Origin of the sequence: Vibrio sp. 1727, assembly GCF_033344415.1 — a bacterium.
In the GTDB taxonomy this organism is placed as follows: domain Bacteria; phylum Pseudomonadota; class Gammaproteobacteria; order Enterobacterales; family Vibrionaceae; genus Vibrio; species Vibrio alginolyticus.
The window spans coordinates 359,076-384,769 of sequence record NZ_JAWPOT010000002.1 but is presented as its reverse complement, the minus strand read 5'-3'; the positions used below and the strand labels follow the sequence as shown (position 1 = coordinate 384,769).

23 protein-coding genes and 2 pseudogenes are annotated in these 25,694 nt (G+C 43.9%); 17 read left to right on the top strand and 8 right to left on the bottom strand.

Going from position 1 to position 25,694, the window contains the following annotated elements; genetic code table 11:
* Positions 1-11: 11 nt before the first annotated feature.
* Positions 12-896, bottom strand: a complete 885-nt coding sequence (locus tag R8O10_RS04095; protein WP_005460961.1) for a LysR family transcriptional regulator — start codon at positions 894-896, stop codon at positions 12-14.
* 666 nt (positions 897-1,562) lie between these two features.
* On the opposite strand from R8O10_RS04095, the gene R8O10_RS04090 reads away from it, so the two are divergent.
* Together R8O10_RS04090 and R8O10_RS04085 are read left to right on the top strand one after the other, a co-directional pair.
* Positions 1,563-3,887, top strand: coding sequence for an FdhF/YdeP family oxidoreductase (locus R8O10_RS04090; RefSeq protein ID WP_318191127.1), 2,325 nt, complete (start codon positions 1,563-1,565; stop codon positions 3,885-3,887).
* 195 nt (positions 3,888-4,082) lie between these two features.
* Positions 4,083-4,559, top strand: a complete 477-nt coding sequence (locus R8O10_RS04085; RefSeq protein WP_005376099.1) for a DM13 domain-containing protein — start codon at positions 4,083-4,085, stop codon at positions 4,557-4,559.
* A 198-nt stretch (positions 4,560-4,757) separates the two neighbouring features.
* On the opposite strand, the pseudogene R8O10_RS04080 reads toward R8O10_RS04085, so the two are convergent.
* Positions 4,758-5,208: pseudogene (locus R8O10_RS04080) on the bottom strand (YkgB family protein).
* A 146-nt stretch (positions 5,209-5,354) separates the two neighbouring features.
* On the opposite strand from R8O10_RS04080, the gene R8O10_RS04075 reads away from it, so the two are divergent.
* Positions 5,355-6,155: a PhzF family phenazine biosynthesis isomerase gene (locus R8O10_RS04075; RefSeq protein WP_318191126.1), complete on the top strand. Its 801-nt coding sequence runs from the start codon at positions 5,355-5,357 to the stop codon at positions 6,153-6,155.
* Between the two features lie 137 nt (positions 6,156-6,292).
* Positions 6,293-6,991: an aspartate/glutamate racemase family protein gene (locus R8O10_RS04070; RefSeq protein WP_318191125.1), complete on the top strand. Its 699-nt coding sequence runs from the start codon at positions 6,293-6,295 to the stop codon at positions 6,989-6,991.
* 67 nt (positions 6,992-7,058) lie between these two features.
* On the opposite strand, the gene R8O10_RS04065 is transcribed toward R8O10_RS04070, so the two are convergent.
* Entirely contained in the window at positions 7,059-8,762 is a 1,704-nt protein-coding gene (locus R8O10_RS04065; RefSeq protein WP_054700896.1) for an FAD-dependent oxidoreductase, read from the bottom strand.
* A gap of 161 nt (positions 8,763-8,923) precedes the next feature.
* Here R8O10_RS04065 and R8O10_RS04060 point away from each other — a divergent pair, with 161 nt between their 5' ends.
* Genes R8O10_RS04060 through R8O10_RS04050 form a run of 3 tightly spaced genes read left to right on the top strand, consistent with a single transcriptional unit; the run spans position 8,924 to position 10,088 of the window.
* Entirely contained in the window at positions 8,924-9,214 is a 291-nt protein-coding gene (locus R8O10_RS04060; protein WP_005376206.1) for an ArsR/SmtB family transcription factor, read from the top strand.
* 5 nt (positions 9,215-9,219) lie between these two features.
* Complete coding sequence (locus R8O10_RS04055; RefSeq protein ID WP_254901900.1) at positions 9,220-9,633, top strand: YeeE/YedE family protein; 414 nt, start codon at positions 9,220-9,222, stop codon at positions 9,631-9,633.
* Positions 9,634-9,647: 14 nt separating this feature from the next.
* Entirely contained in the window at positions 9,648-10,088 is a 441-nt protein-coding gene (locus R8O10_RS04050) for a YeeE/YedE family protein (protein ID WP_054700899.1), read from the top strand.
* Positions 10,089-10,141: 53 nt separating this feature from the next.
* Here the strand turns inward: R8O10_RS04050 and R8O10_RS04045 are convergent, their stop codons facing one another.
* A complete protein-coding gene (locus R8O10_RS04045) occupies positions 10,142-11,005 on the bottom strand; it encodes an endonuclease/exonuclease/phosphatase family protein (protein WP_318191124.1) in 864 nt (287 codons plus the stop codon).
* 309 nt (positions 11,006-11,314) lie between these two features.
* On the opposite strand from R8O10_RS04045, the gene nrdD reads away from it, so the two are divergent.
* The gene (gene nrdD, locus R8O10_RS04040) at positions 11,315-13,435 is read left to right on the top strand and encodes an anaerobic ribonucleoside-triphosphate reductase (protein WP_318191123.1); all 2,121 of its coding nucleotides are present in this window, start codon (positions 11,315-11,317) and stop codon (positions 13,433-13,435) included.
* Between the two features lie 83 nt (positions 13,436-13,518).
* Complete coding sequence (gene nrdG, locus R8O10_RS04035; protein ID WP_005376213.1) at positions 13,519-13,989, top strand: anaerobic ribonucleoside-triphosphate reductase-activating protein; 471 nt, start codon at positions 13,519-13,521, stop codon at positions 13,987-13,989.
* Between the two features lie 84 nt (positions 13,990-14,073).
* Here nrdG and R8O10_RS04030 read toward each other — a convergent pair.
* Positions 14,074-15,460, bottom strand: a pseudogene (locus R8O10_RS04030) (MATE family efflux transporter).
* A gap of 119 nt (positions 15,461-15,579) precedes the next feature.
* Between R8O10_RS04030 and R8O10_RS04025 the strand changes: the two are divergent.
* The 3 genes from R8O10_RS04025 (at position 15,580) to R8O10_RS04015 (ending at position 18,475) form a co-directional block, all read left to right on the top strand.
* Positions 15,580-16,437, top strand: a complete 858-nt coding sequence (locus R8O10_RS04025) for an AraC family transcriptional regulator (RefSeq protein ID WP_213907658.1) — start codon at positions 15,580-15,582, stop codon at positions 16,435-16,437.
* 155 nt (positions 16,438-16,592) lie between these two features.
* Positions 16,593-17,780: an amino acid aminotransferase gene (locus tag R8O10_RS04020; RefSeq protein WP_318191122.1), complete on the top strand. Its 1,188-nt coding sequence runs from the start codon at positions 16,593-16,595 to the stop codon at positions 17,778-17,780.
* A gap of 11 nt (positions 17,781-17,791) precedes the next feature.
* Positions 17,792-18,475, top strand: a complete 684-nt coding sequence (locus R8O10_RS04015; RefSeq protein ID WP_318191121.1) for an ATP-dependent zinc protease — start codon at positions 17,792-17,794, stop codon at positions 18,473-18,475.
* Positions 18,476-18,610: 135 nt separating this feature from the next.
* On the opposite strand, the gene R8O10_RS04010 is transcribed toward R8O10_RS04015, so the two are convergent.
* Complete coding sequence (locus R8O10_RS04010) at positions 18,611-19,147, bottom strand: hypothetical protein (RefSeq protein ID WP_017634623.1); 537 nt, start codon at positions 19,145-19,147, stop codon at positions 18,611-18,613.
* Between the two features lie 154 nt (positions 19,148-19,301).
* A complete protein-coding gene (locus R8O10_RS04005) occupies positions 19,302-19,676 on the bottom strand; it encodes a YgiW/YdeI family stress tolerance OB fold protein (RefSeq protein ID WP_005376220.1) in 375 nt (124 codons plus the stop codon).
* A 155-nt stretch (positions 19,677-19,831) separates the two neighbouring features.
* On the opposite strand from R8O10_RS04005, the gene R8O10_RS04000 reads away from it, so the two are divergent.
* The 4 genes from R8O10_RS04000 (at position 19,832) to modC (ending at position 23,928) form a co-directional block, all read left to right on the top strand.
* A complete protein-coding gene (locus tag R8O10_RS04000) occupies positions 19,832-21,283 on the top strand; it encodes a cobyric acid synthase (protein ID WP_047101159.1) in 1,452 nt (483 codons plus the stop codon).
* A gap of 69 nt (positions 21,284-21,352) precedes the next feature.
* Positions 21,353-22,108, top strand: coding sequence for a molybdate ABC transporter substrate-binding protein (gene modA / locus R8O10_RS03995; RefSeq protein WP_017634622.1), 756 nt, complete (start codon positions 21,353-21,355; stop codon positions 22,106-22,108).
* A 27-nt stretch (positions 22,109-22,135) separates the two neighbouring features.
* Positions 22,136-22,825, top strand: a complete 690-nt coding sequence (gene modB, locus R8O10_RS03990; protein ID WP_054575444.1) for a molybdate ABC transporter permease subunit — start codon at positions 22,136-22,138, stop codon at positions 22,823-22,825.
* Positions 22,822-23,928, top strand: a complete 1,107-nt coding sequence (modC, locus tag R8O10_RS03985; RefSeq protein ID WP_085569024.1) for a molybdenum ABC transporter ATP-binding protein ModC — start codon at positions 22,822-22,824, stop codon at positions 23,926-23,928. Before modB ends, modC begins: the two co-directional genes overlap by 4 nt.
* 76 nt (positions 23,929-24,004) lie before the next feature.
* On the opposite strand, the gene R8O10_RS03980 is transcribed toward modC, so the two are convergent.
* A complete protein-coding gene (locus R8O10_RS03980; RefSeq protein ID WP_005376232.1) occupies positions 24,005-24,442 on the bottom strand; it encodes a DUF3069 domain-containing protein in 438 nt (145 codons plus the stop codon).
* A 273-nt stretch (positions 24,443-24,715) separates the two neighbouring features.
* Here R8O10_RS03980 and R8O10_RS03975 point away from each other — a divergent pair, with 273 nt between their 5' ends.
* The gene (locus tag R8O10_RS03975; protein WP_017634619.1) at positions 24,716-25,675 is read left to right on the top strand and encodes a diguanylate cyclase; all 960 of its coding nucleotides are present in this window, start codon (positions 24,716-24,718) and stop codon (positions 25,673-25,675) included.
* Positions 25,676-25,694 lie beyond the last annotated feature (19 nt).

The window sequence follows — 25,694 nt, the reverse complement described above, 5'->3', positions numbered from 1 at the left end:
GTGGGTTGTTGTTATCGATTGAATATGTTTTTTGCTTCTGCGAAGCACTGATCGGTTAGCGCGGAAAAGGGTTCTTGTTTTCGCTTTAACAAACCTAGCGGGGCGTGAACGGCGGCTTCTTCGATAGGGATAATGCGAAGCGTATCGTTCAACTCTTCCAATCCACAGTTCAGCGGCATAATGGCGCAACAAAGGCCACTGGTTACTGCTTGGATCAAGTGAAAGGTGGAGTTACTTTCAATGACGGTTTGCGGAACCAGCCCTTTACTCACAAAGCTAAGATCAATTGAGTGGCGATAGTGCATACCCTTCGAAAGCAGCCCTAGCGGAATGTTATTGAGTGACTCCCACAACACTTCAGATTCGGCAAAATCGAAATGACGCTCATCGAATAAAACGCCAAGTTTGGTCGAGTCGAGCTCGATAACATCGAAGTAAGCGGTGTTAACTTGATCGACATAACACATCCCCAAATCTAGTTGATTGCGATTGAGTTGGTCTATGATCTGTTCGGTCGTCATGGAGAGTATTTGAAAGCGTAACTCAGGGAACTGTTGAGCTAATGGTTTGAGCAATTGCATAGGGTTTTGGCTGGCGAGTGGCACCATTCCAAGCCGAAGAGAGCCGACCAATTGACCACGGCAGTTGGCGGCTTCGGCTTGCAATCCATCATGAGCTGCTAAGACGGTTTTTGCCCAAGCCAAAATGCGTTCTCCGGCTTCTGTAAATCCTTCAAATCGTTGACTTCTTTGGATTAATTCGAGATCGAGTTCTTCCTCTAAGCTTCGGATCCTCATGGACAAGGTAGGCTGCGTAATGTGGCACAATGCGGCGGCTTGACCAAAGTGTTTGGTCTGTTCAAGTGCGATGAGATATTTAAGTTGTTTGATATCCATAATGGCTTGTTAACCTTGCGTTGTGAGTCACATGTACGGGGGAACTCCCTAAAAAGGGCACAGCACTACCGTACTTTTTAAGCGCTGGAGCGTTTTAACTAGGGAATGGAAAACCAAAACCAAGTCAAGAATAAAACCACACTCAAAATTGATCTGAATCAAGGCTATTCCTGATATTAATTAGGGTCAAATTTAAAGTATCTATAGTGTGATAGATATTATCTATTATCAAGAGTGCCGATTTTATTGAGTTCGTTAATCGAACTAGGTGGAATCGAATGGGAAAACGATTAACCTCATAAATTGTATTGATTAAAAATGTGATAACCGTCAGTGGAAAAATTCGTCATAGATTTTGTTTATCACTCGGTCAGGATTATCAATTGGACGCATATTGAATATCGACTTAATCTTTGATTTAGATCAAGACGCAGCAATGCGAATTGAATCTACCAGTCTTAGAAACAGTAGGCGGGTATCCGATATCAAGAATCTAGATAAGTAAACGCTCGGACAAGCGAGAGCGTGTTGAGTGGTTACTTATTTGGATTAAAAAATACATGGATTAGAAACTAAGCCCTTCAATACTTCCGCATTATCTCAATAAATAACGCGCTTGTTTTCACGGGCACCCTGCTTGCTGGTATATCTGCGAGGAGTAAAGTCGTGAGCCAAAAAGAACAAATAAAAGCATACAAAGGTCCAGCTGGTGGTTGGGGTGCACTGAAAGCCGTAACCAGAAGTTGGTGGGGCAGTGAAAATGCAGTTAAAAACATTCGCACTATGCTCAAAACCAACCAAAATGGCGGTTTCGATTGCCCGGGATGTGCATGGGGTGAGTCGCCAGATAGTGGTAAAGTCAATTTCTGTGAGAATGGCGCGAAAGCGGTAAACTGGGAGGCGACTAATCGTCTGGTTGATCCTGAGTTTTTTTCCAATCACAGCGTTTCTTCTCTCTCAACTCAAACCGATTACTGGTTGGAATACCAAGGCCGTATCACGCACCCAATGCGATACGATGCTGAATCCGACCACTATGTGCCTGTCTCTTGGGATGAGGCTTTTTCTCTTGTGGCTAAACATCTCAACCAATTGGATTCACCACACCAAGCGGAGTTTTATACCTCTGGCCGTGCAAGCAACGAAGCGGCGTTTTTATATCAGCTATTTGTGCGCGCATTCGGTACCAACAACTTCCCAGATTGTTCCAACATGTGTCACGAAGCCAGTGCAATCGGGATGAAAGACACCATTGGCGTTGGTAAAGGCACAGTGATCTTTGATGATTTTGAAGAAGCCGACGCGATTTTTGTGATTGGTCAAAACCCGGGCACGAATCACCCACGAATGCTTGAACCTCTGCGCGAAGCGGTAAAACGTGGTGCTCAGGTTATCTGTCTAAACCCGCTGAAAGAGCGCGGATTAGAGCGTTTCCAAAACCCACAAATGCCGATTGAGATGTTGAGTAACGGCTCAGAGCCTACAAACACGGCGTACCTGCGTCCTGCTTTGGGCGGAGACATGGCAGTATTTCGTGGCATCGCGAAATTCTTGTTGCAATGGGAACGCGAGGCATTGCAAAACGGTGGCAAAGCGGTATTTGACCGTGAATTCATCAAGCAGCACACGATAGGTATAGATGACTATTTGGCTGAAGTGGACGCAACCGCTTGGGAACACATCACGGAACAATCGGGTCTTGATTTAAGTGAAATCGAGATGGTGGCGAGCATGTATCGACGTGCAGAACGTGTGATCATGTGTTGGGCGATGGGGTTGACTCAGCATCGTCACTCTGTACCAACCATTAAAGAAGTCGCAAACGTGCAAATGTTACGAGGTAACGTTGGTAAGCCGGGCGCGGGTCTTTCACCAGTACGTGGTCACAGTAACGTTCAGGGCGACCGTACGATGGGCATTGATGAAAAACCTTCAGATCTGTTGTTGGATCGCATTGAAAGTCGATTTAACTTTGCCGTCCCGCGCGGTGAAGGCCACAACACTGTGCAAGCCATTAAAGCGATGGAAAAAGGGCAAGCGAAAGTATTTATCGGTTTGGGCGGTAACTTTGCACAAGCAACGCCAGACACAGAACGTACGCACAACGCGATGCGAAACTGTAATTTAACCGTACACATTTCGACGAAGTTAAATCGTTCTCACCTTGTCACAGGTAAAGATGCGCTTATTCTTCCGTGCTTAGGCCGTACTGAGATTGATCAGCAAGCGACTGGCCCACAAGGCGTGACGGTTGAAGATACCTTCAGCATGGTACATATCTCATTTGGTCAGCTAAAACCGCGTTCGGAGCATTTGCGTTCAGAACCAGCGATTATTGCCGGTATTGCCAATGCGACACTCGGGGCAAAACCAATTGATTGGTTGTGGGCGATTGAAGATTACGACCGTATTCGCGATTTGATTGCCGACACGATTCCGGGCTTTACCGACTTTAACCATAAGCTTAAACACCCGGGTGGATTCCACTTGGTAAACCCAGCTGCTGAGCGTCGATGGAATACACCAAGCGGCAAAGCACAGTTCAGCTCTAGCGAGTTGCCGAAGCAGTTGATCAGCGAAGCGATACTCGAAAAAGGCCAAAAGCCAGATTTGATCTTGCAAACCATGCGCTCACACGACCAATACAATACGACACTTTACGGCTTGAATGACCGTTATCGTGGAGTATTTGGTATGCGCGAAGTGCTGTTTATCAATGAAGCGGATATTCGTAAACTCGGTTTTGAACCGGGCGACAAAGTGGACATGGTGTCATTGTGGGAAGATGGCGTTGAGCGCCGTGTGAGCGGATTTACGCTTGTTGCCTATGATGTACCAGCAGGTCAGGCGGCGGCTTACTATCCAGAAACAAACCCATTAGTTCCTTTGGACAGTTATGGGGATAGAACGTTTACGCCAACCTCTAAGTTTATTGCGATAAAATTGGAAAAATCGACATCCGATAAGATCGCTTTGGTGGAAGCGGAATAGTGACCAAACCGGCACAACGACATTTCCGATAAGCAAACGGCTGATATTAATTATCAGCCGTTTTTAATTGCGCTCAGTCTGCATTTAGTGCGCATAGCTTGTGTATAATGTTAATGACATTATGCTGCTCGATAATAGACAGATAAGGCCGATTTGAATCTAATTTCAAGTAGTAAAACTAATAAGAAGATGCTTATGACCTTGAAAAATATAATTAAATTAACAATCAGTCACTTAGTGGCAGTTTCTATTGGCATTGCGATAGGTATCTATACTTTACCGATCCTTATTGCACCACCTGCGCCGACCGATGAACAAGTTGCTAAGAGCAAGCAAGGTGCAGAATACAGCGCAGTGTTTAAGAGGGAACTCAAAGGTAGCGATGCTTTTCATTGGGGAGAGGGAGAGATTCATTTGAGTTCTGAAGTCATTACGTTGGTAGGAAAACTCGCTCCCGGACCAGACTATAAACTCTATCTATCTCCTAAGTTTGTCGAAACGGAACAAGAGTTTAATGACCTTAAATCTGAAATGAGCTTAATTGGTGATGTAAAAACGTTCGATAACTTCGTTGTTGAGGTTCCTCAAAGCACTTCAATTTCTGAATACAATACGGTTGTTGTATGGTGCGAGACATTCGGTGAGTTCATTACTTCGGCAAAGTATCAATAAATCTTAGCAGTAGAGTAAAAGGCTTTTCTTTTCACTTTACGCTAGGATGTTGTTTCGCATCATTAGAAGGCAAAGACTCTTAAACATTCTAAATTTAAGAGTCTTTGTTTAGAGTTATTGACAGAACCATTCGACTTGTAAGTCGTTTGCACCTTTCAGGCTACGTTCTGGAAAAACAAGATTTCGAACTATTTAGAGTTATTCTCTGTTTGGCTTGTTTCGTTCTATGACGCTAATCGCAATGGCTAAAAATAGAATATCTTTTACTAAAAAAGAAGTTTGTCACCAAAACCCCATCAGACACTTTCCATGTATTCGGTGTCGTAATTAGAAAGCTGAGTGTCGCAAGAAAAATAATTGCGGCGGCTATGCCAGAAAAATAAGCGACTCGTGTGTTTTTAAGGCCAACGATTAATCCAATAGCGACAATGATTTCTGTTGCGCCAATGATGTTTGATACGGCTTGAACTGACATCACATCATACAACCAACTCATCAGAAAATGATTTTCAACGAGCGGTTGTATAAGCTTGGCCTCTGTAGGTGTGAATTTATAAATACCAATCCATATTAGAACTAAAGAAACGCCGAAAACTCCGATAAGATATCCAATTGAGTCACATTGATGATGGCTTTTTACGTTTTGCATAATTAACTACATTCTCCTGTTTGTTAGCGCTTCCCACAAGACCTATAAGGTTGGTAGAAAATTTCATAGTTTTTTTCGCTCAAACAACAGATATTAAAAATCACGTTATACAGAATTACGTGTTTGATAGAACTTAAGGATATTTCGTGGAAGTTAAAATTTTTCAGGTTGACTCGTTTACATCAGAGGTTTTCAAAGGCAATCCCGCGGGTGTTTGTATCACAGAGTCAAGCCTTGATGAGGAAACGATGTTGGTCATCGCGGCCGAGATGTCGTTATCTGAAACGGCATTTCTGTCACTCAGTACAATGCAACTTCGTTGGTTTACACCGAGGACGGAAGTTGCTTTGTGTGGACACGGCACACTTGCAACGGCGCACGTTCTGAAAGAGCAGGGGTTATATAATACTGGAGATACGATTGAGTTCGTTACGCTATCTGGGGTTTTAACCGCACAACTCGATCATGAAGAAATTCATTTGGTGTTTCCTGCTCCAACTTTAGATATGCGAGCTAGTATTAACAAAGACTTACTTCATGGTTTGGGGCTAGATGCCGCCAATGTAGTCGCCTACGGTCAGTTTGATAATAAGCAGTTGGTCGTCATTAATGATGAATTTGTGCTTGAACAGCTCGACCCTGATTTTGGTGCGCTGCTTAAACAAAAAGGCCGTGGCGTCGTCATCACTGCTCAATCAAGCACTGACGCCGATTTTGTCTCTCGATACTTCGCGCCTTGGGTAGGTGTTAATGAGGACCCAGTTACAGGCTCTGCACATTGCGCTTTATGTGTTTACTGGGCTAAAGAGCTCAACAAAAAGCAACTGAAAGGCTTCCAAGCCTCCAAGAGAAGTGGGGTCGTCCATACAGAGTTTTTAAGCACTGAGCACGTTAAGCTTTCTGGAAATGCAGTAACGATATTGCGAGGATATATGAGAATCGCGTAGCGGTCCTTGTGGGAATGATTTTATTTTCGTGTTACCCAATGCTCAATAGTGAAGACGCTTGAATGCTGCTTATTTAAGTGGCTGATTTTTTTGTAAAAACACCCTGGCACGGTGGTGTATAACGATTGGAGAGTTATATGAAAACTATCGGTCTTCTAGGTGGTATGAGCTGGGAGTCGACGCTTAGTTATTACAAATTGATCAACGAAGGAGTCAAAGAGGCGTTAGGCGGCCTAAATTCCGCAAAAATTTGTATGTATAGCGTGAATTTTTCGGAGATAGAGAAACTTCAACATCAAGGTAAATGGGAAGAAACGGCAAGCATTCTATCTGATGCTGCATCTTCAATAGAAAAAGGGGGCGCTGACTTCATTCTTATTTGTACTAACACAATGCACAAAGTTGCGCCTCAAATTGAAGCCAGTATTAATATCCCCATACTACATATCGCAGACGCGACTGCTGAGTTACTTCGTGAGAAAGGGGTTCAAAAGGTCGGACTCCTTGGTACTCAATTCACAATGGAGCAAGACTTTTATAAAGGAAGGCTTTCCGACCGTTATGGGCTTGATGTCGTCATTCCCGATCAAGACGACCGCTCTAAAGTACATAACATTATTTATAAAGAGTTATGCCAAGGTGAAATCAAAAAGGAGTCAAGGACGATATACTTGCAAATTATTGAAAAACTAAAAGAGCACGGAGCTGAAGCTGTGATTCTCGGGTGTACTGAAATTGCCTTACTTGTAAACCAAAGTCACACCGATGTTACACTACTCGATACCACTTCTATCCATGCTCAAGCAGCAGTCCGTTTGGCAATTGAAGGTGAATGATCTACGCTTTCTTTCCTGCAAAAAAAGAGAAAACCAAGCACGTGGTTTTCTCTTTTTTATTATCAAGTTATAAGCGAGCAAATTTGAGAGTTCTGTATCCACCAATCAAGTTGCGGGCTTTGTAACCATTGTTGACCAGCTGACGGTATGCTACGTTACCGCGTAACCCAACTTGACAGTAAATCACGATCTCTTTGTCTTTAGGAAGTTCGTGCATGCGACGACGTAGTTGATCGACAGGAATATTAATTGCACCTTCAAGATAACCAACGGACTCCAATTCACCAGGATTACGAACATCAAGTAACAGTTGGTCTTCTGTCAGTGAATCCATTTCATCATAATGAATCGCGGTCGCATCGCCTTTGATGATGTTATTTGCCACAAACGCCGCTTGGTTAATTACATCTTTAGCAGAGCCATAAGGTGGCGCGTAAGTTAGCTCGAGGTGTTGCAGTTGCTCTACCGTCATACCAGCACGCTGAGCAACTGCCATTACGTCGATACGTTTATCAACACCGTCTTTACCTACTGCTTGCGCACCTAATATTTTACCTGTTACTGGATCAAACAGCATTTTGAATGACACGGTTTCTGCACCTGGGTAGTAACTCGCGTGACTTGCTGTATGCACATACACTTTTTCATAAGCGATGTTTTCACGTTTCAGCTGTTTCTCGTTTTTACCAGTAGAAGCGACGGCTAAATCAAAAATCTTACAGATCGCCGTGCCTTGCGTACCTTGGTAAGTTTCTTGGCGGCCAAGCATGTTGTCTGCTGCAATTCGGCCTTGACGGTTTGCCGGGCCCGCAAGTGGCACTAGAGTTTGCTCGCCAGTCACAAAGTCTTTCTCTTCTACCGCGTCGCCGACAGCGTAGATCGAAGGATCGCTGGTTTGCATGTATTCATTGGTATAAATACCACCAAGAGCGCCGATTTCTAAGCCAGCTTCTTTCGCTAATTTGGTCTCGGGGCGAACACCAATTGCCATAATCAAAATATCGGTGGTGAGTCTTTCACCGTTGTTTAGTGTTAATTCCAATTCACCTTCTAGATGTTGGTGTTTTTCGCTCTCACCAGAGTCGAAACTTGCCACGTGCTCGTTAGGTACGAATTTCACCGACTCAAGTGCGACGCCAAGTTTAAGGTCGATGCCTTTCTCACGAATTTCAGCATGTGCGAAGCCAGCCATTTCACGGTCAACGGGCGTCATCACTTGATCCGCCATTTCAACTAATGTGGTTTTTATGCCTAGCTGGTGGAAGGCTTCCATCATTTCCAAACCGATAAAACCACCACCAACGACCGTAGCGTGTTCAACTTTGTTGGTTTCGATCGTTTTAATGATGCGATCCATATCTGGAATATTGCGCAGCGAGTGCGTTAACGGGTTATCAATACCCGGAATAGGCGGCACAACTGGACCTGCGCCAGGGCTGAGTAGAAGAAAGTCGTAGCTCTCTTGGTATTCCGAGCCATCAAGCAAATTGTTAACCGTAACCGTTTTGTCTTGACGGTTAATAGAAACCACTTCGTTCATCACACGGACATCAACATTGAAACGCGCTAGAAAGCTCTCAGGCGTTTGAAGAAGCAGTTTGCTGCGCTCTTGGATATCGCCACCAATGTGATAGGGTAAGCCACAGTTTGCAAATGACACAAATGGACCGCGTTCAAACATAATGATTTCTGCGTCTTCACTAAGACGACGAGCGCGAGCTGCTGCAGATGCACCGCCAGCAACCCCACCAATAATCACGATTTTGCTCATGGATTTCTCCTGCTGAATGATCGAAAACGCCTACACCTTACTTAAATAAATTAGCTGAGTCTAATGTTATTTAATCTACATTAGCATTGACTTAATAATATTAATTAGTAATATCTAATAAAATGTAATGTAATGTAATGTAGTAATGAAGAGGCATAAGAATGGGCGACAGTATGCTACAAAGTGCGACCGAAGCGAGTGAGCTGCTTAAAATTATGGCTCATCCAGAGCGCCTAATCGTGATGTGTAAGCTGATTGAAGGTGAGAAAGGGGTCGGTGAACTGTTTGAAGGTTCATCATTAAGCCAATCTGCTTTTTCACAACATCTCACCGTATTGAGAAAGCACGACATCATTAAAGCTAGGAAGGTTTCTCAGCAGGTATTTTATTCAATTTCTGATGAAAGAGTTGGTCCGCTGGTTGAAGCGTTTAAGCAAGTTTTCTGTAAGTAATTAGTTTGGCGGATGCTATGTTTGAAGTTCCTTGGATGTCGCTTTTGGGCGGCATAATAGTTGGCGTATCAGCGATAACACTGATGCTATTTACTGGCAAGACTGCTGGGATCAGTGGGATCTTAAACGGTGCCGTTGAGAGCGCAGACCGCGTTTGGCGAATTGTTTTTTTAATTGCGATGGTATTAGGTGGCTTGTTTGCTGTTTATGTTCTTGGCGGGCATGTACCAGATCAGTACAGCGGTTCTCTTATTTTAGTTATCGTTGCTGGCTTGTTAGTCGGTGTTGGTACGCGTATCGGCAATGGTTGTACTAGTGGCCATGGCATTTGTGGAATAGGGCGTTTCTCAATCCGTTCTGTGGTCGCGACGTGTACTTTTATGGCCACAGCCATGTTAACCGTCTTGCTAGTATCGTGAGGAATAGTGTCGTTATGAAAACTCACGTAATGAAAAGTATTAAGCAAATGTCCGTTGTTGCATTTTCTGGTGTGCTCTTTGGTATTGGTATGGTGGTCTCTGGTATGGCTGAACCGGCAAAAGTGATTGGCTTTCTCGATATTACTGGGGCATGGGATCCAAGCTTAGCCTTCGTAATGGGCGGAGCACTTGCGGTGTTCGTTCCAGCTTATCTTTTATTAATAAAGCCAAGAAGCGAATCTGTGTTTGGTGATGAGATTGTATGCCCAACTTCTAAAGCGATAGACAAAAAGTTAGTCGGTGGTGCTGTACTGTTTGGTATTGGTTGGGGCTTACTGGGTGTGTGTCCTGGTCCTGCGGTTGCCAGCCTTATTACTGGCAACACACAAGTTCTGCTCTTTATAGCGGCAATGTTGGTTGGGTCATTCACCGCTAAAAGAATGGTTCGTGGCTAAAGAGTTCTTCAACGCAAAAAAGAGTATCTCAACGTTAACAGAGAACTTAAACGCTAAAAAGTGAGTGTCGTAGAAACCGGGCAATGCTCACTCAGTTTATAGTCGAGTACATCTTGTGTTTTGAAAACGGTTTGAACACCAGACGACGCCTTTAAATCACCACTCGCAATGATGTGGTCTATCACCGAGCGGAATTGGTGGGTTTTATTCGGATTACGATTAGAGCGCACTTTACATTCTGCTTTAGTGTCTTTAGTCACTAGCTTTGCACTAGTATTGTCCGATATCACGTCCCACAACCAATCTCCTTGATAACCCAAGTTGTGGTTAAAGTCGCCAAGCACGACATAATGTTGTTTGTTGTCCTCGCGCGCCTTTATCCACTTAGCTAGTGCCTGTCCTTGTTGTTTCACTATCTTACAATCGCGGTTATTACGATACGCGCCACTGCAACCCGCTTTCAGATGTACAGAGAGTAGGTGAGTCTCGTTTTCTTGGTTTGGATTTAAAACAAGGTAGCTCGCGAAGCGCAGCTTGATGTTGCCTCGTGTGATAGAGAAGTCTGGCTTGTCTAATACGCTTACGCCATTGCGCACGGCAAAGCCTGTGTATTGGTTGGTGTCGTTAAACTGAAGGTGTCGGTTGGAGGCGTTTGAACGATCGGAAAGATAAATAGTGAAGTCATTGCCAACGGCTTTTTGGATGGCAGCAGCACTTTCGACTTCTTGAAAAGCAAGAATGTCGGCTTGTGTTTTATCCACATAGTGGGTCAGTTTTTCAAAATCTTGTGGTGTTCTCGACACTTTTCCACCATCTATAGATAACCATTCTATGTTCCAACTGGTTAGATTGATGGAGTTTTGAGCAAATGAAAGAGAACTAAAAAGTAATATTAACGTAACAAAAAGTGATCGCATTTTGGCCTGTTGCACTCCTATCTTTTAGCGTATTCCTTTCCATCCTTTATCCTACAAGACCTCCAAAAATAGCAAGTAGATTTAGTACCAATTTTGCAATTTTCATGGTTTTCTTCGCAACTGAGATCAACGCCAATAAGATCGATTTCTTCTTGTTCGCTAGCCAATCTTTATTGATCAAAATCAATGTTTTCGAGTGGTGCTTCTCGTTAAATACGCCACAATATATTGTGTTGCTAGAATAAAAAATAACCCCATATAGTGTGTTTGTGGATAACTCTGTGAGTATGCTCGGGTAAGGAGAACAAGGTGAAACCAATCGTAATCAAACGCGACGGATCAAGAGCTCCGTTCAACAGGGATCGTATCCAAGCAGCAGTTGAAGCAGCAGCGGAAAACAAAGATAGAGATGTCGCTATTTATGCTCTTAATGTGGCTCTTGCTGTCGAGTTACAGTTAAGAGAACACGATGAAGTTCACATCCATGAGATTCAAGACTTAGTCGAAAATGAACTCATGCAAGGTCCTTACAAAGCCCTAGCGCGTTCTTACATTGAATATCGCCACGATCGCGACATCGCTCGTGAGAAGCAAAGTGCACTAACTCGCGAAATCGAAGGTTTGATTGAAGAAAGTAATCTGGATCTAATCAACGAGAACGCGAACAAAGACGGCAAAGTAATTCCGACTCAACGTGACTTGTTGGCTGGTATCGTAGCGAAACACTACGCGAAGACGCACATTCTTCCTCGCGATGTGGTTCAAGCGCACGAAGTGGGTGACATTCACTACCACGATTTAGACTACGCACCGTTCTTCCCAATGTTTAACTGTATGCTTATCGATCTTAAAGGCATGCTGACGCATGGTTTTAAAATGGGTAACGCTGAGATTGATACGCCAAAATCAATTTCGACTGCAACAGCGGTAACAGCACAAATCATTGCTCAAGTCGCGAGCCACATTTACGGCGGTACAACCATCAACCGTATTGATGAGGTTCTAGAACCGTACGTAATCACAAGCTACGAGAAACACCTAGAGATTGCAAAAGAGTGGAACATTGCTGAGCCAGAAGAGTTCGCAAAAGCGCGCACTGAGAAAGAGTGTTACGACGCATTTCAATCTCTAGAATACGAAGTAAACACGCTGCATACAGCGAACGGTCAAACCCCATTCGTTACGTTCGGTTTTGGTCTTGGTACAAGCTGGGCATCCCGCCTGATCCAGAAATCGATTCTGAAGAACCGTATTGCAGGTCTAGGCAAGAACCGTAAAACAGCGGTATTCCCTAAACTTGTATTCGGCATCAAAGATGGTTTGAACCACAAATCAGAAGATCCAAACTACGACATCAAGCAACTTGCGCTTGAGTGTGCGTCTAAGCGTATGTACCCAGACATTCTTAACTACGACAAAGTAGTGGAAGTAACCGGTTCATTCAAAACGCCAATGGGTTGCCGTAGCTTCCTTGGTACTTACGAAGAAAACGGTGAGCTGATTCACGAAGGTCGTAACAACCTTGGCGTCGTGAGCTTGAACCTTCCTCGTATCGCTATCCGTGCAAACGGAAGCGAAGAGAAATTCTACGAGCTTCTAAATGACCGCCTACGTCTTGCTCGTAAAGCACTAGAGACACGTATCTCTCGCCTTGAAAACGTGAAAGCACGCGTGGCCCCAATCCTATACATGGAAGGCGCATGTGGTGTTCGCTTGAAAGCAGACGACTCAATCGCAGATATCTTCAAGAACGGTCGTGCGTCTATTTCTCTTGGTTACATCGGTGTACATGAGACAATTAACGCGCTATTCGGTACAGAAGCGCACGTTTATGATGACGCTGTTTTGCGTGAAAAAGCGGTCGCGATCATCAAGCATCTAAAAGATGCTGCGAATCAATGGGCTGACGAAACAGGTTATGGCTTCAGCTTATATGCAACGCCAAGTGAAAACCTATGTAGCCGTTTCTGCCGCATCGATGCGAAAGAGTTCGGCGTAATTGAAGGCGTAACAGACAAAGGTTACTACACCAACAGCTTCCACCTAGATGTTGAGAAGAAGGTGAACCCATACGACAAGATCGACTTTGAGATGCCTTACCCAGAAATCTCAAGCGGCGGCTTTATCTGTTACGGCGAGTTCCCGAACATGCAACGTAACGTTGAAGCACTAGAAAACGTATGGGATTACAGTTACACCCGAGTGCCTTACTACGGAACTAACACGCCAATTGATGAGTGTTACGAGTGTGGTTACAACGGTGAGTTTGACTGTACAAGTAAAGGCTTCACTTGCCCAAGCTGTGGCAACCATGATTCAACCAAAGTGTCAGTAACACGTCGAGTTTGTGGCTATCTAGGCAGCCCAGATGCACGCCCGTTTAACTTCGGTAAGCAAGAAGAAGTGAAGCGTCGAGTTAAGCACCTGTAAGGTTTACTTAAGCTCAAACCCAATAATGAAAATCAACTTTAAACAGGTTGATTTTCTCTTTCTCGATAACACAGAGACGCATTATGAATTACCACCAATACTATCCAATTGACGTTGTTAACGGACCGGGTACACGCTGCACGCTGTTTGTGTCGGGTTGTGTGCATCAGTGCCGTGGCTGTTATAACCAGTCGACGCAACGTTTGGATTCTGGTGTACTTTTCACGCAAGAAGCGGAAGACAAAATCATCGCTGACTTAAACGACACGCGTATCAAACGCCGTGGCTTGTCGTTGTCGGGTGGAGATCCGCTTCACCCTGCTAATGTGCCTCATATTTTGAAGATAGTGAAAAGGGTGAGAGAGGAGTGCCCAGGTAAAGACATTTGGGTTTGGACTGGCTACACGCTGACGGAACTGAATGACGCGCAAAGGGAAGTGGTGCAATACATCGATGTTTTGATTGATGGTAAGTTTGAACAAGACAAGAAAGACCTCAATCTCGAATGGCGTGGCAGTTCAAACCAAATCATTCATCGCTTTACGGACATCTAATCAAGCATTCTCCGCACATAAAAAGGGCTCACGCGTGCATAACGGGTGAGCCCTTTTGGTGTGAGTTCGTTAATGTCTTTTTGGTTACGCTGTCACCGATTGGTCATCTTCAACCATATTATTTATCCAACGTTTAGATTGAATACGGTAAGTCGTCAGTACGCCTTTCACTAACTCTTCCGCGAGCAGAGACATCAAGACAAAATGCAAAGGCAGCCCTAACACCATGCCTGTGTAATAAGTAAGGGGGACACCAATAGCCCACTGACCGAACGTGTCGATGAAAATGCTATAGCGAATATCAGCGCCACTCTTTAGTACGCCGCCAATCCCAACCATGTTAAACACCCTCAAAATCATACCTAGCGCCATGACTAAACATACGTTAAGTGCCATGTCTGCATCGGTTAACGGGCTCAGTACCAATAGGTGATGAATCATGGGCGAGCTCAACCACACTAGGAAAAACAGCAAGGTGGCTAAGATTGCGCTGGTTAACACATACCACCACGCCGTTTTCTCGACTCGGTCATAATGTTTTGCACCAATATCATTCCCAAGAAGAACGGATGCAGCGACCGCAAATCCCATAAAGGTTGAAATCAGTACCCCCTTCAATCGGTGATAAGAATGAGATGATCGCCAGTTCTGAAACGCCCAATTGACCATAGATGATGCTGTAAACGATCAATCCACCAGTCCAAAGCGCATCGTGGACCAACATGGGTAAAGAAACCTTAAAGTACTTTTTTCGATACTGTTTTAAGCGGCCTTGTACCCAATCGAACTTAGTCGGAATTAGGTAAGCATATCGTTTGTAGAAAAAATAAATCAAGACGGCGGTTTGGAAAAATCGAGAAACAAAACTACCTACGGCTGCACCAAATACGCCCCATTGAGGGAAACCAAATAAACCAAAAATCAAAACATAATTAAGCGCGACGTTAACGACAATGGCGGAGATACTAACGTTGGTTGCCAGTTTGGTTTGGCCCACGGAGCGCAATACCGCTTCAATCGGTACTACTATCGCCGTAGCAATGAGGCTAAAGCCCGTAACCACAAGATAATCACTTGCATAAGTGACGTATTCAGGATCGTCTGACATAAAAGAGACGATCTCTTCATCAAAAATCGCATAAAGAACGATAAACGGCAGCGTCACCAAAATGGAAATAAACCAAGATTGCGCCAAAGTTCTGCGAATTCCGGCTAGGTTTCCTGAGCCGTAGTATTGAGAAGCAAGTACGGTAACTGCACCGCACAGGCCAAAGACAACCGCTAGGTTGAAGAAAAAGATACGATTTCCAACTCCAACTGCTGCCGTTGCAGATTCTCCGAGTAGGCTTACCATGAAAATATCCACGACACCGAGCAAAGCAAAAAGCATGGACTGAAGTGAAACAGGTAGGCCAATCGTAATCAGCTTTTGCCAAAATGCTTTATCGATGTATTCGCGTGTTAAGAGCATCGCATTTCTCCTTAAAGATTAATGCGAGTAGTTTATCCTCATGATTTGGCGGTGTATTTTTCAAAGGAATCCAAAACCTTTGTAAAACTCTCTACTAACGCACATGTGAGCAATAAATCATGGAAGATAAACAAGAACGCTACGCGATTTCAGAAAAAACTTATCAAGAGTTTATTGATCACAGTCGAGTATTAGCACTTGAGGAGAGAGGCATTGTGCAGTGCGGCATTGCCACTTGTCGTGACTTCTTCTCTGTTTATCGTAAAAACCAAAAGAAACACATGCTGCTCTATACGGTACGTGGTAAAGGGTGGCTAGAGAGTGGGGCTTGTCGATACGATTTGGAACCGGGCTCGTTGATTACAGTACCCGCAGGTGTTGAAAACGGTTTTGGTATAGAAGAAGAACCTTGGCAGATCGCGTGGCTTTTTCTGGCTCCTGATAGAGAGTGGCCGATATTAGAATGCGATGTTCGCTACCAGCTTTCATCTACACCTGAAGTGATGTATGCATGTATCCAAACACTACTACGCAGCATTCACCTTCCAATCGATTATGGTGGTGCGGTAGGTGAGCATAGTGTGGCTCAGTTAGAGCTGATGTTAAACATGCCGCCCTCAGAGTCGATATCACGCAGCCAATTGAGGCTTCGGCGTGTATTTGACCTTGTCCAACGTCAGCTCCATAAGGATTGGAGCGTTGAGCAGGTAGCGGCTCTATATCCATGTTCGGAGCCTCATTTGCATCGACTGACTCAAAAGCAGTTTGGTCGAAGCCCAATGGCACATTTAACGCGTATGCGCATGGAATATGCTGCTAGGTTACTTCGTTCAACAGAATGGCCAATTCAGCATATTGGAGAAATAGTCGGATATCCGACCAGCGCTAACTTTAGTACACGTTTTAAAGCGTGGTCGACCATGACACCAAGAGAGTTTAGAAAAAACGGTAGAGTGGATTGGTACGACGAGGAGTGAATCGTTCTTTTTCTAAACGATAGAGCGCACAAAACTCACCGCAATCCAGAATTTTGTTCTCTAATTGATGAAATAAGTGAAAAATCATTTCGTCATTTTTTGCGATGGTGTTAACGTGAGGTTCGGTACTTGAATTTCAAAGGGTTATGACTTTCATGTTTTCTAATCTCCCAACTCCCGTATTAGATCCTATTTTATCTCTATCCGTTGCATACCGTAACGATGAACGTCCAAACAAGGTTGACCTTGGCATTGGCGTATACAAAAACAGCGCAGGCGAAACGCCGATTATGGAAGCCATTCAAATGGCGCAGGATGTCGTTGTTGAAACTCAAAAAACCAAGTCTTATGTTGGTCTTGCGGGTTGCGAAGAATTTAATAAAAGCATGATCGATTTGCTGCTGACGGGAACGTCTGCAATGGATCGTGTTGCAGCAATTCAAACGCCAGGTGCAAGTGGTGCGCTGCGTATGCTCGGTGATCTGATGAAGATCGCACAGCCAGATACGACGGTTTGGATTTCCAACCCAAGCTACGTAAACCACAAGCCAGTAATGGAAGCAGCAGGCCTTAAAGTTAAGTTCTACCACTATTTCTCTTCGGAAACGAAACAAGTAGACACCGCAAAAATGATGGATGATCTTGCGAAAGCTGGGCCTTCAGATGTGGTACTTCTTCATGGTTGTTGCCACAATCCAACTGGTGCGGATATTGACTTCTCTGCTTGGCAAGCCATTACAGAATTGTCGCAGAAGAACGGTTTCATCCCATTTGTGGACATTGCCTACCAAGGCTTCGGTGATGGCCTAGAAGAAGACGCAAAAGGTCTTCGTTTTATGGCAGATAACGTTGAAGAGATGTTGATTACTACTTCATGTTCGAAGAACTTTGGTCTGTACCGTGAACGAACTGGTGCAGCGATTGTGGTTGGTAAGAACATGCATGATGTAACCAATGCAAAAGGTAAACTCCTCACTCTAGCTCGCTCGACTTACACGATGCCACCCGACCATGGTGCAGCTTTAGTTAAGACCATTCTGCAAGATGACAATCTCACTTCCGTTTGGAAGCAAGAATTGAGTGAAATGCAACATCGTTTGGTTAGCCTTCGTCAAAGTTTGTGTAACGAGTTGAGAAACAACCATAATACAGCTCAATTTGATTTCATTGAGGGTCACAAAGGCATGTTTACTGTGCTAGGCTTTAGTGGAAACCAAATGGCGCAACTGCGTGAAGATTATGGCATTTATGGTGTTGGCGATGGTCGAATTAACATTGCCGGACTTACCGAAACTCATATTCCATACGTAGCGGACGCAATTAAGAAAGTATCTCAAGCTTAATTGGAGTGTGGATGAAAAACTGGAAACTGATTCTGCCGCTTATGATGAGCGGCAGTTTAATTGCTTGTACGTCAACTCAAACGACGCAGGAACCTGTTGAGCCAAAGCCGCCAAAGGTCGAAGAGCCCGTTAAAGTCGAGCCAGAAGTGAAACCTGAGGTAGATCCAAAGCCTGAGGTGGAGCCCAAACCAGAAGCGAAACCTGAGAAAAAGCCGGAACCAAAGCCTAAGAAGCCAGTCAAGGTCACAAAAACCCCCGATGGTATGTTAATTCTTGGTTCTGAAGAGTGGGTTTATGTTCCTGAAATTGACCAGACTTTCAAGGCTAGAGTCGATACAGGTGCGACAACATCATCAATTAGTGCGACTGACATTGTTCCGTTTGAGCGTGATGGTAAAGACTGGGTTAAATTTAAGATAGATTTAGGTGACAAAGACACCAAAGAATTTAAAGTACCCGTTGAGCGCTGGGCTAAAGTTAAGCAGTCTTCGTCAGAAGAGGTGGATAAACGAGCGGTGGTAAAAGCCTACATTACCGTTGGGGATCACAAAGAAAAGACAGAGTTTACGTTAGCCGATCGCGGACATATGACGTTTCCAATTTTGCTTGGTCGAAGCTTTTTTAGAGATATCGCCGTTGTAGATGTATCGAAAAAATATGTGCAAGATAAACCTAAAAAAACCGCTAAAAACTGATGTATTACAGCTAGTTTCTGCTACAAGCTAATAATTCGTGATTAACAAAAAATGGCCTCCAAAATTGGAGGCCATTTTTATTGAATCATATGCTTGCTTGTGATGCCCTGGTAGTCATAGTCATAGTCATGTCCACTAAAATGCAAAACGAGCAGACATTACAATTTGCTGGCCATAGACACCATTATTTTTGAAATCTGCACCAAGCGATAGTTGCTGAGTTGAGTGGAATCGTGCGCCCAGATTGTAAATGGTGTTCGAATCGTCATTATCTATGATTTGGCCGATACGGCCATGTAGCTCAACATTTTGCATAAACCAAATACGAGTGCCAATATTCACTTCCGTGCGCCACTCGTCGCCCACTTTATCACTGCCGTTCTCTTTAATGTTGTGTACCAACATTTGGCCATAAATATCTGCAAATTGGCCTGCTGGCCCATTAAAGCCTATACCACCAGCAATGTCCCAGTCTCCGCTGAATTCACTGTCTGCGCGAGCAATGAAATGGGTATTCTCTGTAAAGTAGGTATTGAACTCGCCACCAAATGTACCAGGGCTAGTGCCCATGCGAAATTCCATCGTGTTGTAGTTGAAATTATTTGCGTGTGCGGAAAGTGGCAAAATAGCACACAAACCAAAGGCTGCAACCTTTAGAGCTTTACCTAGCATGGTGTCTCCGGGCAAGATGATTAAAATGAACAAAAAAATGGTCTGCAAAAAGCAGACCAAGATTGATAAAGCTATCATTTTAAGTGCTTGCCGTCACTATTTAGCTGTAATCGTCACTACATCATGTTGATATGCACAGCAATCGGGGTTTGTTTTACATGACCACGAGTTGTTCGACTTCAATCTCTGGTTTGTTCCCGCCTTCAAATTCGCCAAACAGACGGACTTTAGTCGTGTGATCAATCGGAGTATTTAGCTGAATATCGTCATCGAGTTCGACCATCACTTCACCGGAACCATCGCTAAAGACAAACTTATCCGCGCGAACTTGACGCAATAAGTTACCTTCAACGACCACATCTTTTTCAGTAAACATATTGGAGTCGTTTAGCAAGGCATCCAATTTTTCCACAGTGACAGGACCGTTAAACTGCAAGTTTGATTGGTTTTGAGCGTTATCTTTCGCGAACGCGATAGAAGGAGCAATAGCTAAGGCGGCGATTGTTGCGATAATTGTATTCTTTTTCATGTTACATCCTCATCGGTTTGTTTTGATGGGGTCATTAAAACAGGGCTTGTTTGAACCAATGATGATTTCAACATTCATATTCTATTCATTTGCTTGAGTAAGTGGGGACGATGACGTTATGATTGTTCATCTTCCTCTATTCCTTAGAAACATTCATGAAATCAGCGATCCCATCTTTAATGGTTCAAGGCACCACTTCGGATGCCGGAAAAAGTGTCCTTGTGGCAGGTTTATGCCGTGTATTAGCACGAAAAGGGATAAATGTTGCCCCATTTAAGCCACAAAACATGGCACTAAATAGTGCGGTAACCAAAGATGGCGGTGAAATAGGTCGAGCACAGGCCGTTCAGGCACAGGCGTGTAATATTGAGCCAACTGTACATATGAATCCGGTTTTAATTAAACCTAACAGTGATACAGGTGCTCAGATCATTTTGCAGGGTAAGGCGATTTCCAATATGGATGCGGCTGGCTTTCATGATTACAAGAAAGTGGCGATGGATACGGTGTTAGATTCCTTCTCTCGTCTGACTCAAGAATTTGATTCGATCATTATCGAGGGCGCGGGGAGTCCTGCTGAAATCAATTTACGAGAAGGCGATATTGCAAACATGGGTTTTGCTGAGGCCGCTGATGTACCAGTGATCATTGTTGCTGATATTGATCGTGGTGGAGTGTTTGCACATTTGTACGGAACACTTGCGCTACTTTCTGAATCTGAACAAGCGCGAGTAAAAGGATTTGTTATCAACCGTTTTCGAGGTGATATTCGTTTATTGCAATCGGGCCTCGATTGGCTAGAAGAAAAAACAGGTAAACCTGTACTTGGTGTACTTCCTTTTCTCCATGGTTTGAATTTAGAAGCAGAAGACGCGATCACTGCGCAGCAAGAGTTGCACTCTGAGGTAAAACTGAATGTTGTTGTGCCTGTTTTAACCCGGATTAGTAATCATACTGATTTTGATGTGCTGCGATTGAATCCAGACATCAATCTACGTTATGTAGGTAAAGGCGAAAAAATAGATAAAGCCGACCTGGTTATTTTGCCTGGGACCAAATCAGTGAGAGACGATCTGGAGTATCTAAGAAGCCAAGGGTGGGATAACGATATCTTGCGTCATATTCGTCTTGGTGGAAAAGTGATTGGTATCTGTGGCGGCTACCAGATGCTTGGAAACTTGATTGATGATCCAAACGGCGTCGAAGGCCAACCAGGTCAAAGCGAAGGACTTGGGTTGCTTGATATCACTACGACGCTAACTAACAGCAAACAGCTTACAAACACACAAGCACAGCTTTCTCTTAACGGCAAAACAGCCAATGTAAAGGGTTATGAAATCCACGTAGGGCGAAGTGAAGTACGGGGCCTGCAACCTCTTACATTCAGTTCCGGTGAAGCGGAGGGGGCGATCAGCGAGTGTGGCCAAATCATGGGAACCTACCTTCACGGGTTCTTTGACGAGGCAGATGTCTTAAGCCTGGTATCAGAATGGGTAAACGGCACCCAAATCAAACAACAAGACTTTGAAGAGTTAAAGGAGCAAGGCATTAATCGCATCGCAGATGCGATAGAACAACATATGCGCCTTGATTTTTTGTTTAAATAGCACATTAACTGATTGAACTTTATATTCAAATAACCTGTTCTTTCGCTTGCCTTGTATTGGAGTATCTCTATGAAAGCATGGAAACAGCATGCTTGCCTTGCGGCAGTATTAAGCATTTCATTTTCAGCAAACGCAGCAACGAACCTAAAAGTGTATGCAGCCTCTTCTATGACGAATGCGATTAACGAGATCGCGCAAAACTTTGAAGAAAAGTATGACGTTTCTATCACTCCCGTTTATGGTGGTTCTTCTTCTATCGCTCGACAAATTATCAATGGCGCACCAGCGGATGTATTCATTTCTGCGAACACGAAATGGATGGATTATTTGGTCGATAAAGACGTCATTTTTCGTGACAATGTCACAAATCTAGTGCGCAATAGCTTAGTGTTGATTGCTCCCCAGTCTTCAGAATTAACCTCATTTAACTTTTCTGATGCAAAGGCATGGGAGAAGGCATTGCATGGAAATCGTCTTGCTTTAGGCAATCCGACGTCAGTACCTGCTGGTATGTACGCGAAAGAGTCATTGACTACACTGGGTGTATGGAAAGCGGTTCAAACTCACGTCGCACCAGCAAAGAATGTGCGCTTAGCTTTGGCGTTGGTTGAACGTGGAGAAGCGCCTTTAGGTGTGGTCTACAAAACCGATGCTCAGTTAACTGATAAAGTCAAAATTGTCGGCGAATTTGCGAGTGATACGCATGCGGCTATTGTGTACCCGGCTGCAATTGTGAATGATTCTACTGAGTCGGAGCAGTTCTTCCAATACCTAAAATCGGACGAAGCCGCACGCGTTTTTGCTCAATATGGCTTTCAGCAATAAACCGGCCTTCAATTATAGGAACGAAGCGTGACAGAACTGGAATACCAAGCCTTAATGTTAAGCCTCAAAGTAGGCGCGTACGCAGTACTTTGGCTGATTCCTCTCGGCGTTTTTCTTGCTTGGCTACTTTCTCGAAAAACGTTCTTTGGTAAATCGATTCTCGATAGCTTAATTCATTTACCACTGGTATTGCCGCCAGTGGTAATCGGCTATTTATTGTTGATTTCTTTAGGACGACAAGGGGTCCTTGGAAAGTGGCTCTATGAAAACTTAGGGGTAGTATTTAGCTTTAATTGGAAAGGGGCAGTAGTCGCTTGTATTGTCGTGGCTTTGCCTTTGATGGTTCGTTCAGTACGCTTAAGCTTAGATAGCGTCGACCCTAAATTGGAGCACGCAGCCTCTACGTTAGGCGCTTCTCCTTTAAAAGTGTTTCTCACCATCACGTTACCACTGACCATTCCCGGAATTATTACGGGCACGATGCTGTCATTTGCTCGTAGTCTTGGCGAATTCGGGGCGACGATCAGTTTCGTCTCTAACATTCCGGGTGAGACCCAAACGATTCCGCTGGCAATGTACAACTTTATTGAAACGCCAGGTGCAGAAATGCAGGCGGCTCGTCTGTGTATCATTTCTATCGCGTTAGCCTTGTCTACATTAATGATCTCTGAATGGCTAAATCGTAAAGCGGCAAGCAGATTGGGTGCGAAGCAATGACGATTAAAGTCCAATTTAAACAAATGCTTGGTGAGACTGACTTCGACATCAAACTTAAGTTACCCTGTAATGGAATTAGTGCCTTGTTTGGACGATCTGGTGCAGGTAAAACGACGTTGATTAACATCATCAGCGGATTGGTCACTCCAAGGCAAGGGTATGTTGCGGTTGGTGAGCATGTTTTGTTTGACAGTGAACAGGGAATCAACCTACCAACGCACAAGCGTGGTATTGGTTATGTGTTTCAGGATTCACGTCTGTTTCCTCACTATTCGGTTCAAGGCAATTTGTTATATGGCGTTAAAGAAAAAGATGACGAGTATTTTGATGCAGTCACCGAACTCTTGTCTATCAAACCGTTACTAAAGCGCTTTCCGGTATCACTTTCTGGTGGTGAAAAGCAACGTGTTGCGATTGCGCGCGCATTGCTATCTAAACCCAATTTGCTTTTGATGGATGAGCCACTTGCCTCACTCGATATGCCAAGAAAGCGTGAGGTAATGCCTTTTCTTGAGGAGTTGTCGGAGAAGGTAAATATCCCTATTATCTATGTCACACACAGTCTCCAGGAAATTTTAAGGCTTGCTCAGCACCTTGCAATTATTGACCAAGGTAAAATTTCGAGTTCAGGTAAGCTTGAGGAAGTGTGGGCTTCTCATGCTATGCGTCCATGGCAATCTTTCTCAGATCAAAGCAGCTTATTTGAAGGCCGGATTGCTGAACATCATGCACGTTATGCACTGACTTGTATCAGCCTTGCACCTAATGTATTCCTGTGGGTGCAAAAGATCGACGGAACACCAGACACGCCAATACGCTTGCAAGTGCGTGCCAACGACGTTTCTATCACGCTCGAGCAACCCAAGGCGACGTCGATTCGAAATATTTTGCCTGCTATTGTCGATTCCATCGAGGCGTTTAACGCAGCCGATGACAAGCAGAGTATTAATGTATCACTCAAGCTAGACGAGAAATGTTATTTGTGGGCAACGATCACACCGTGGGCCCTTGATGATCTCAACCTAAAAGTTGGTAGCCGTGTTTTTGCACAAATTAAAGGTGTCAGTGTGACACAAAAAGATATGGCACTAGCGCCTCATTAACCGTTTAGACTGATTTACGCTTCATGATCAAAAAAGGCCGCAAAGTGCGGCCTTTGTTACTAGAAGAATGTCGGAATTACTTCGCGAATACTTCTTTGAATTCACGCTTAAGAAGTGGGTCACGACGTGCTTTCTTAAGTTGCTTAACCATGTCTTTCACACAGTTGTGAAGCACATTATCAAGTAGTTGAGCACGGTATTCTTCTTTATCTTCATCTGTCATGTTTTCTGGCAGATTAAGAGTCGGAAACTCTTCCATCACATTAATACCAGCGAATGCTTGGCCTACAGAAACTAGAGCATGAAACTGTTCAAAGTTGTCTAGAATGTTCTGTGCACTTGCTGGCATTTCGTCCCATGATTCACGTACCGCTTCTTCAGACACTTCATGGATAGAGGTAACCATTTCGAACATTTGCTCTGGAACTTCGTCAAATTCGATAACTTTACGTAGCTCTGGAGAAATGCTGGCTAGATCGATTTTTTTGCTTTCGCTGTTAGTTGCTTCTGACATGGTGTGTCTCTCATTACAAAAAGGCGGGAATATTAATACCAAATGCATCAAATAGCTATACCCATTAATCCACAAGATGACCAAAGTGAATGAGTTTGTTGAACTTCTGCTCACAGGCCATGATTAGATAGGGTAACGTCCAGTCTAACTGCTTTATGCAATGGATTCCGTGATATTCAAACAAAAATATAGCACTTAATTATGAGTCGAATGCAACAACTCTATGAGTATGGTATATGTTTAATAAAGACATAATTAAAAATGGAACGCGTTATGCAACCGACAGGGACATCGATGCGAATCCTTCTGGTTGACGATGTTCAGCTAGACAGGATGCAGTTGGCTATTCGTCTAAAGCAACTTGGACATATTGTAAAAGCCGTAGGTAGTGGACTAGAGGCGTTAAATACCTACGAGAGTTTTGATCCGGAACTGGTGTTACTCGATATATCAATGCCAGATATGAACGGTTTTGAAGTCTCTCTTCATATAAGAGAAACGTTTCCGGATTGGATCCCTATTATTTTCTTGAGTAGTCACGAAGAGCCAGAAATGATTGCTAAAGCCATAGACGCGGGCGGTGATGACTATTTAATTAAGCCGGTAGATAAACTGGTACTGAACTCTAAACTTATCGCAATGCAGCGTATTGCTCATATGAGACGAGAGCTTAAGCAAGCGACAGCTCAATTGGAGCAAGTTAATCAACTTTTGACTCAGCAAGCGAATGAAGATGGCCTAACCAAACTCTATAACCGCCGTTATATCGACCATAAGTTGGAATCGATGGTTGCATGGCATGGCCGTCACAATATGCCAATGGCTTTGATTCTATTGGACGTCGATTTTTTTAAACCGTTTAATGATAATTACGGTCATATTGAAGGCGACCGTTGCTTGCAAGCGATTGCGAATCAACTAAAGGCGACGTTTTGTCGCTCTGGGGAATATGTAGGTCGATATGGTGGAGAAGAGTTTGTTGTGTTGCTAGGGTGTACCGACACTCAAACAGCAGAAAGAGAAGCCGAGCGTATACAAGAGGCTATGTATTTTCTCGATTACCCACATGAGTATTCTAGTGTGTCAAATAGAGTGACAGTGTCACAGGGTGTTTTTGTTTTTCAACCAACAGGGAAAGAAGTGCAATCAGACTTGTATGCAACCGTTGATAAAGCACTATATACATCAAAATCTTTGGGAAGAAACACACATACTGTAGTTAATTCTTTTTAAAACAAAGTCTTATGAATAC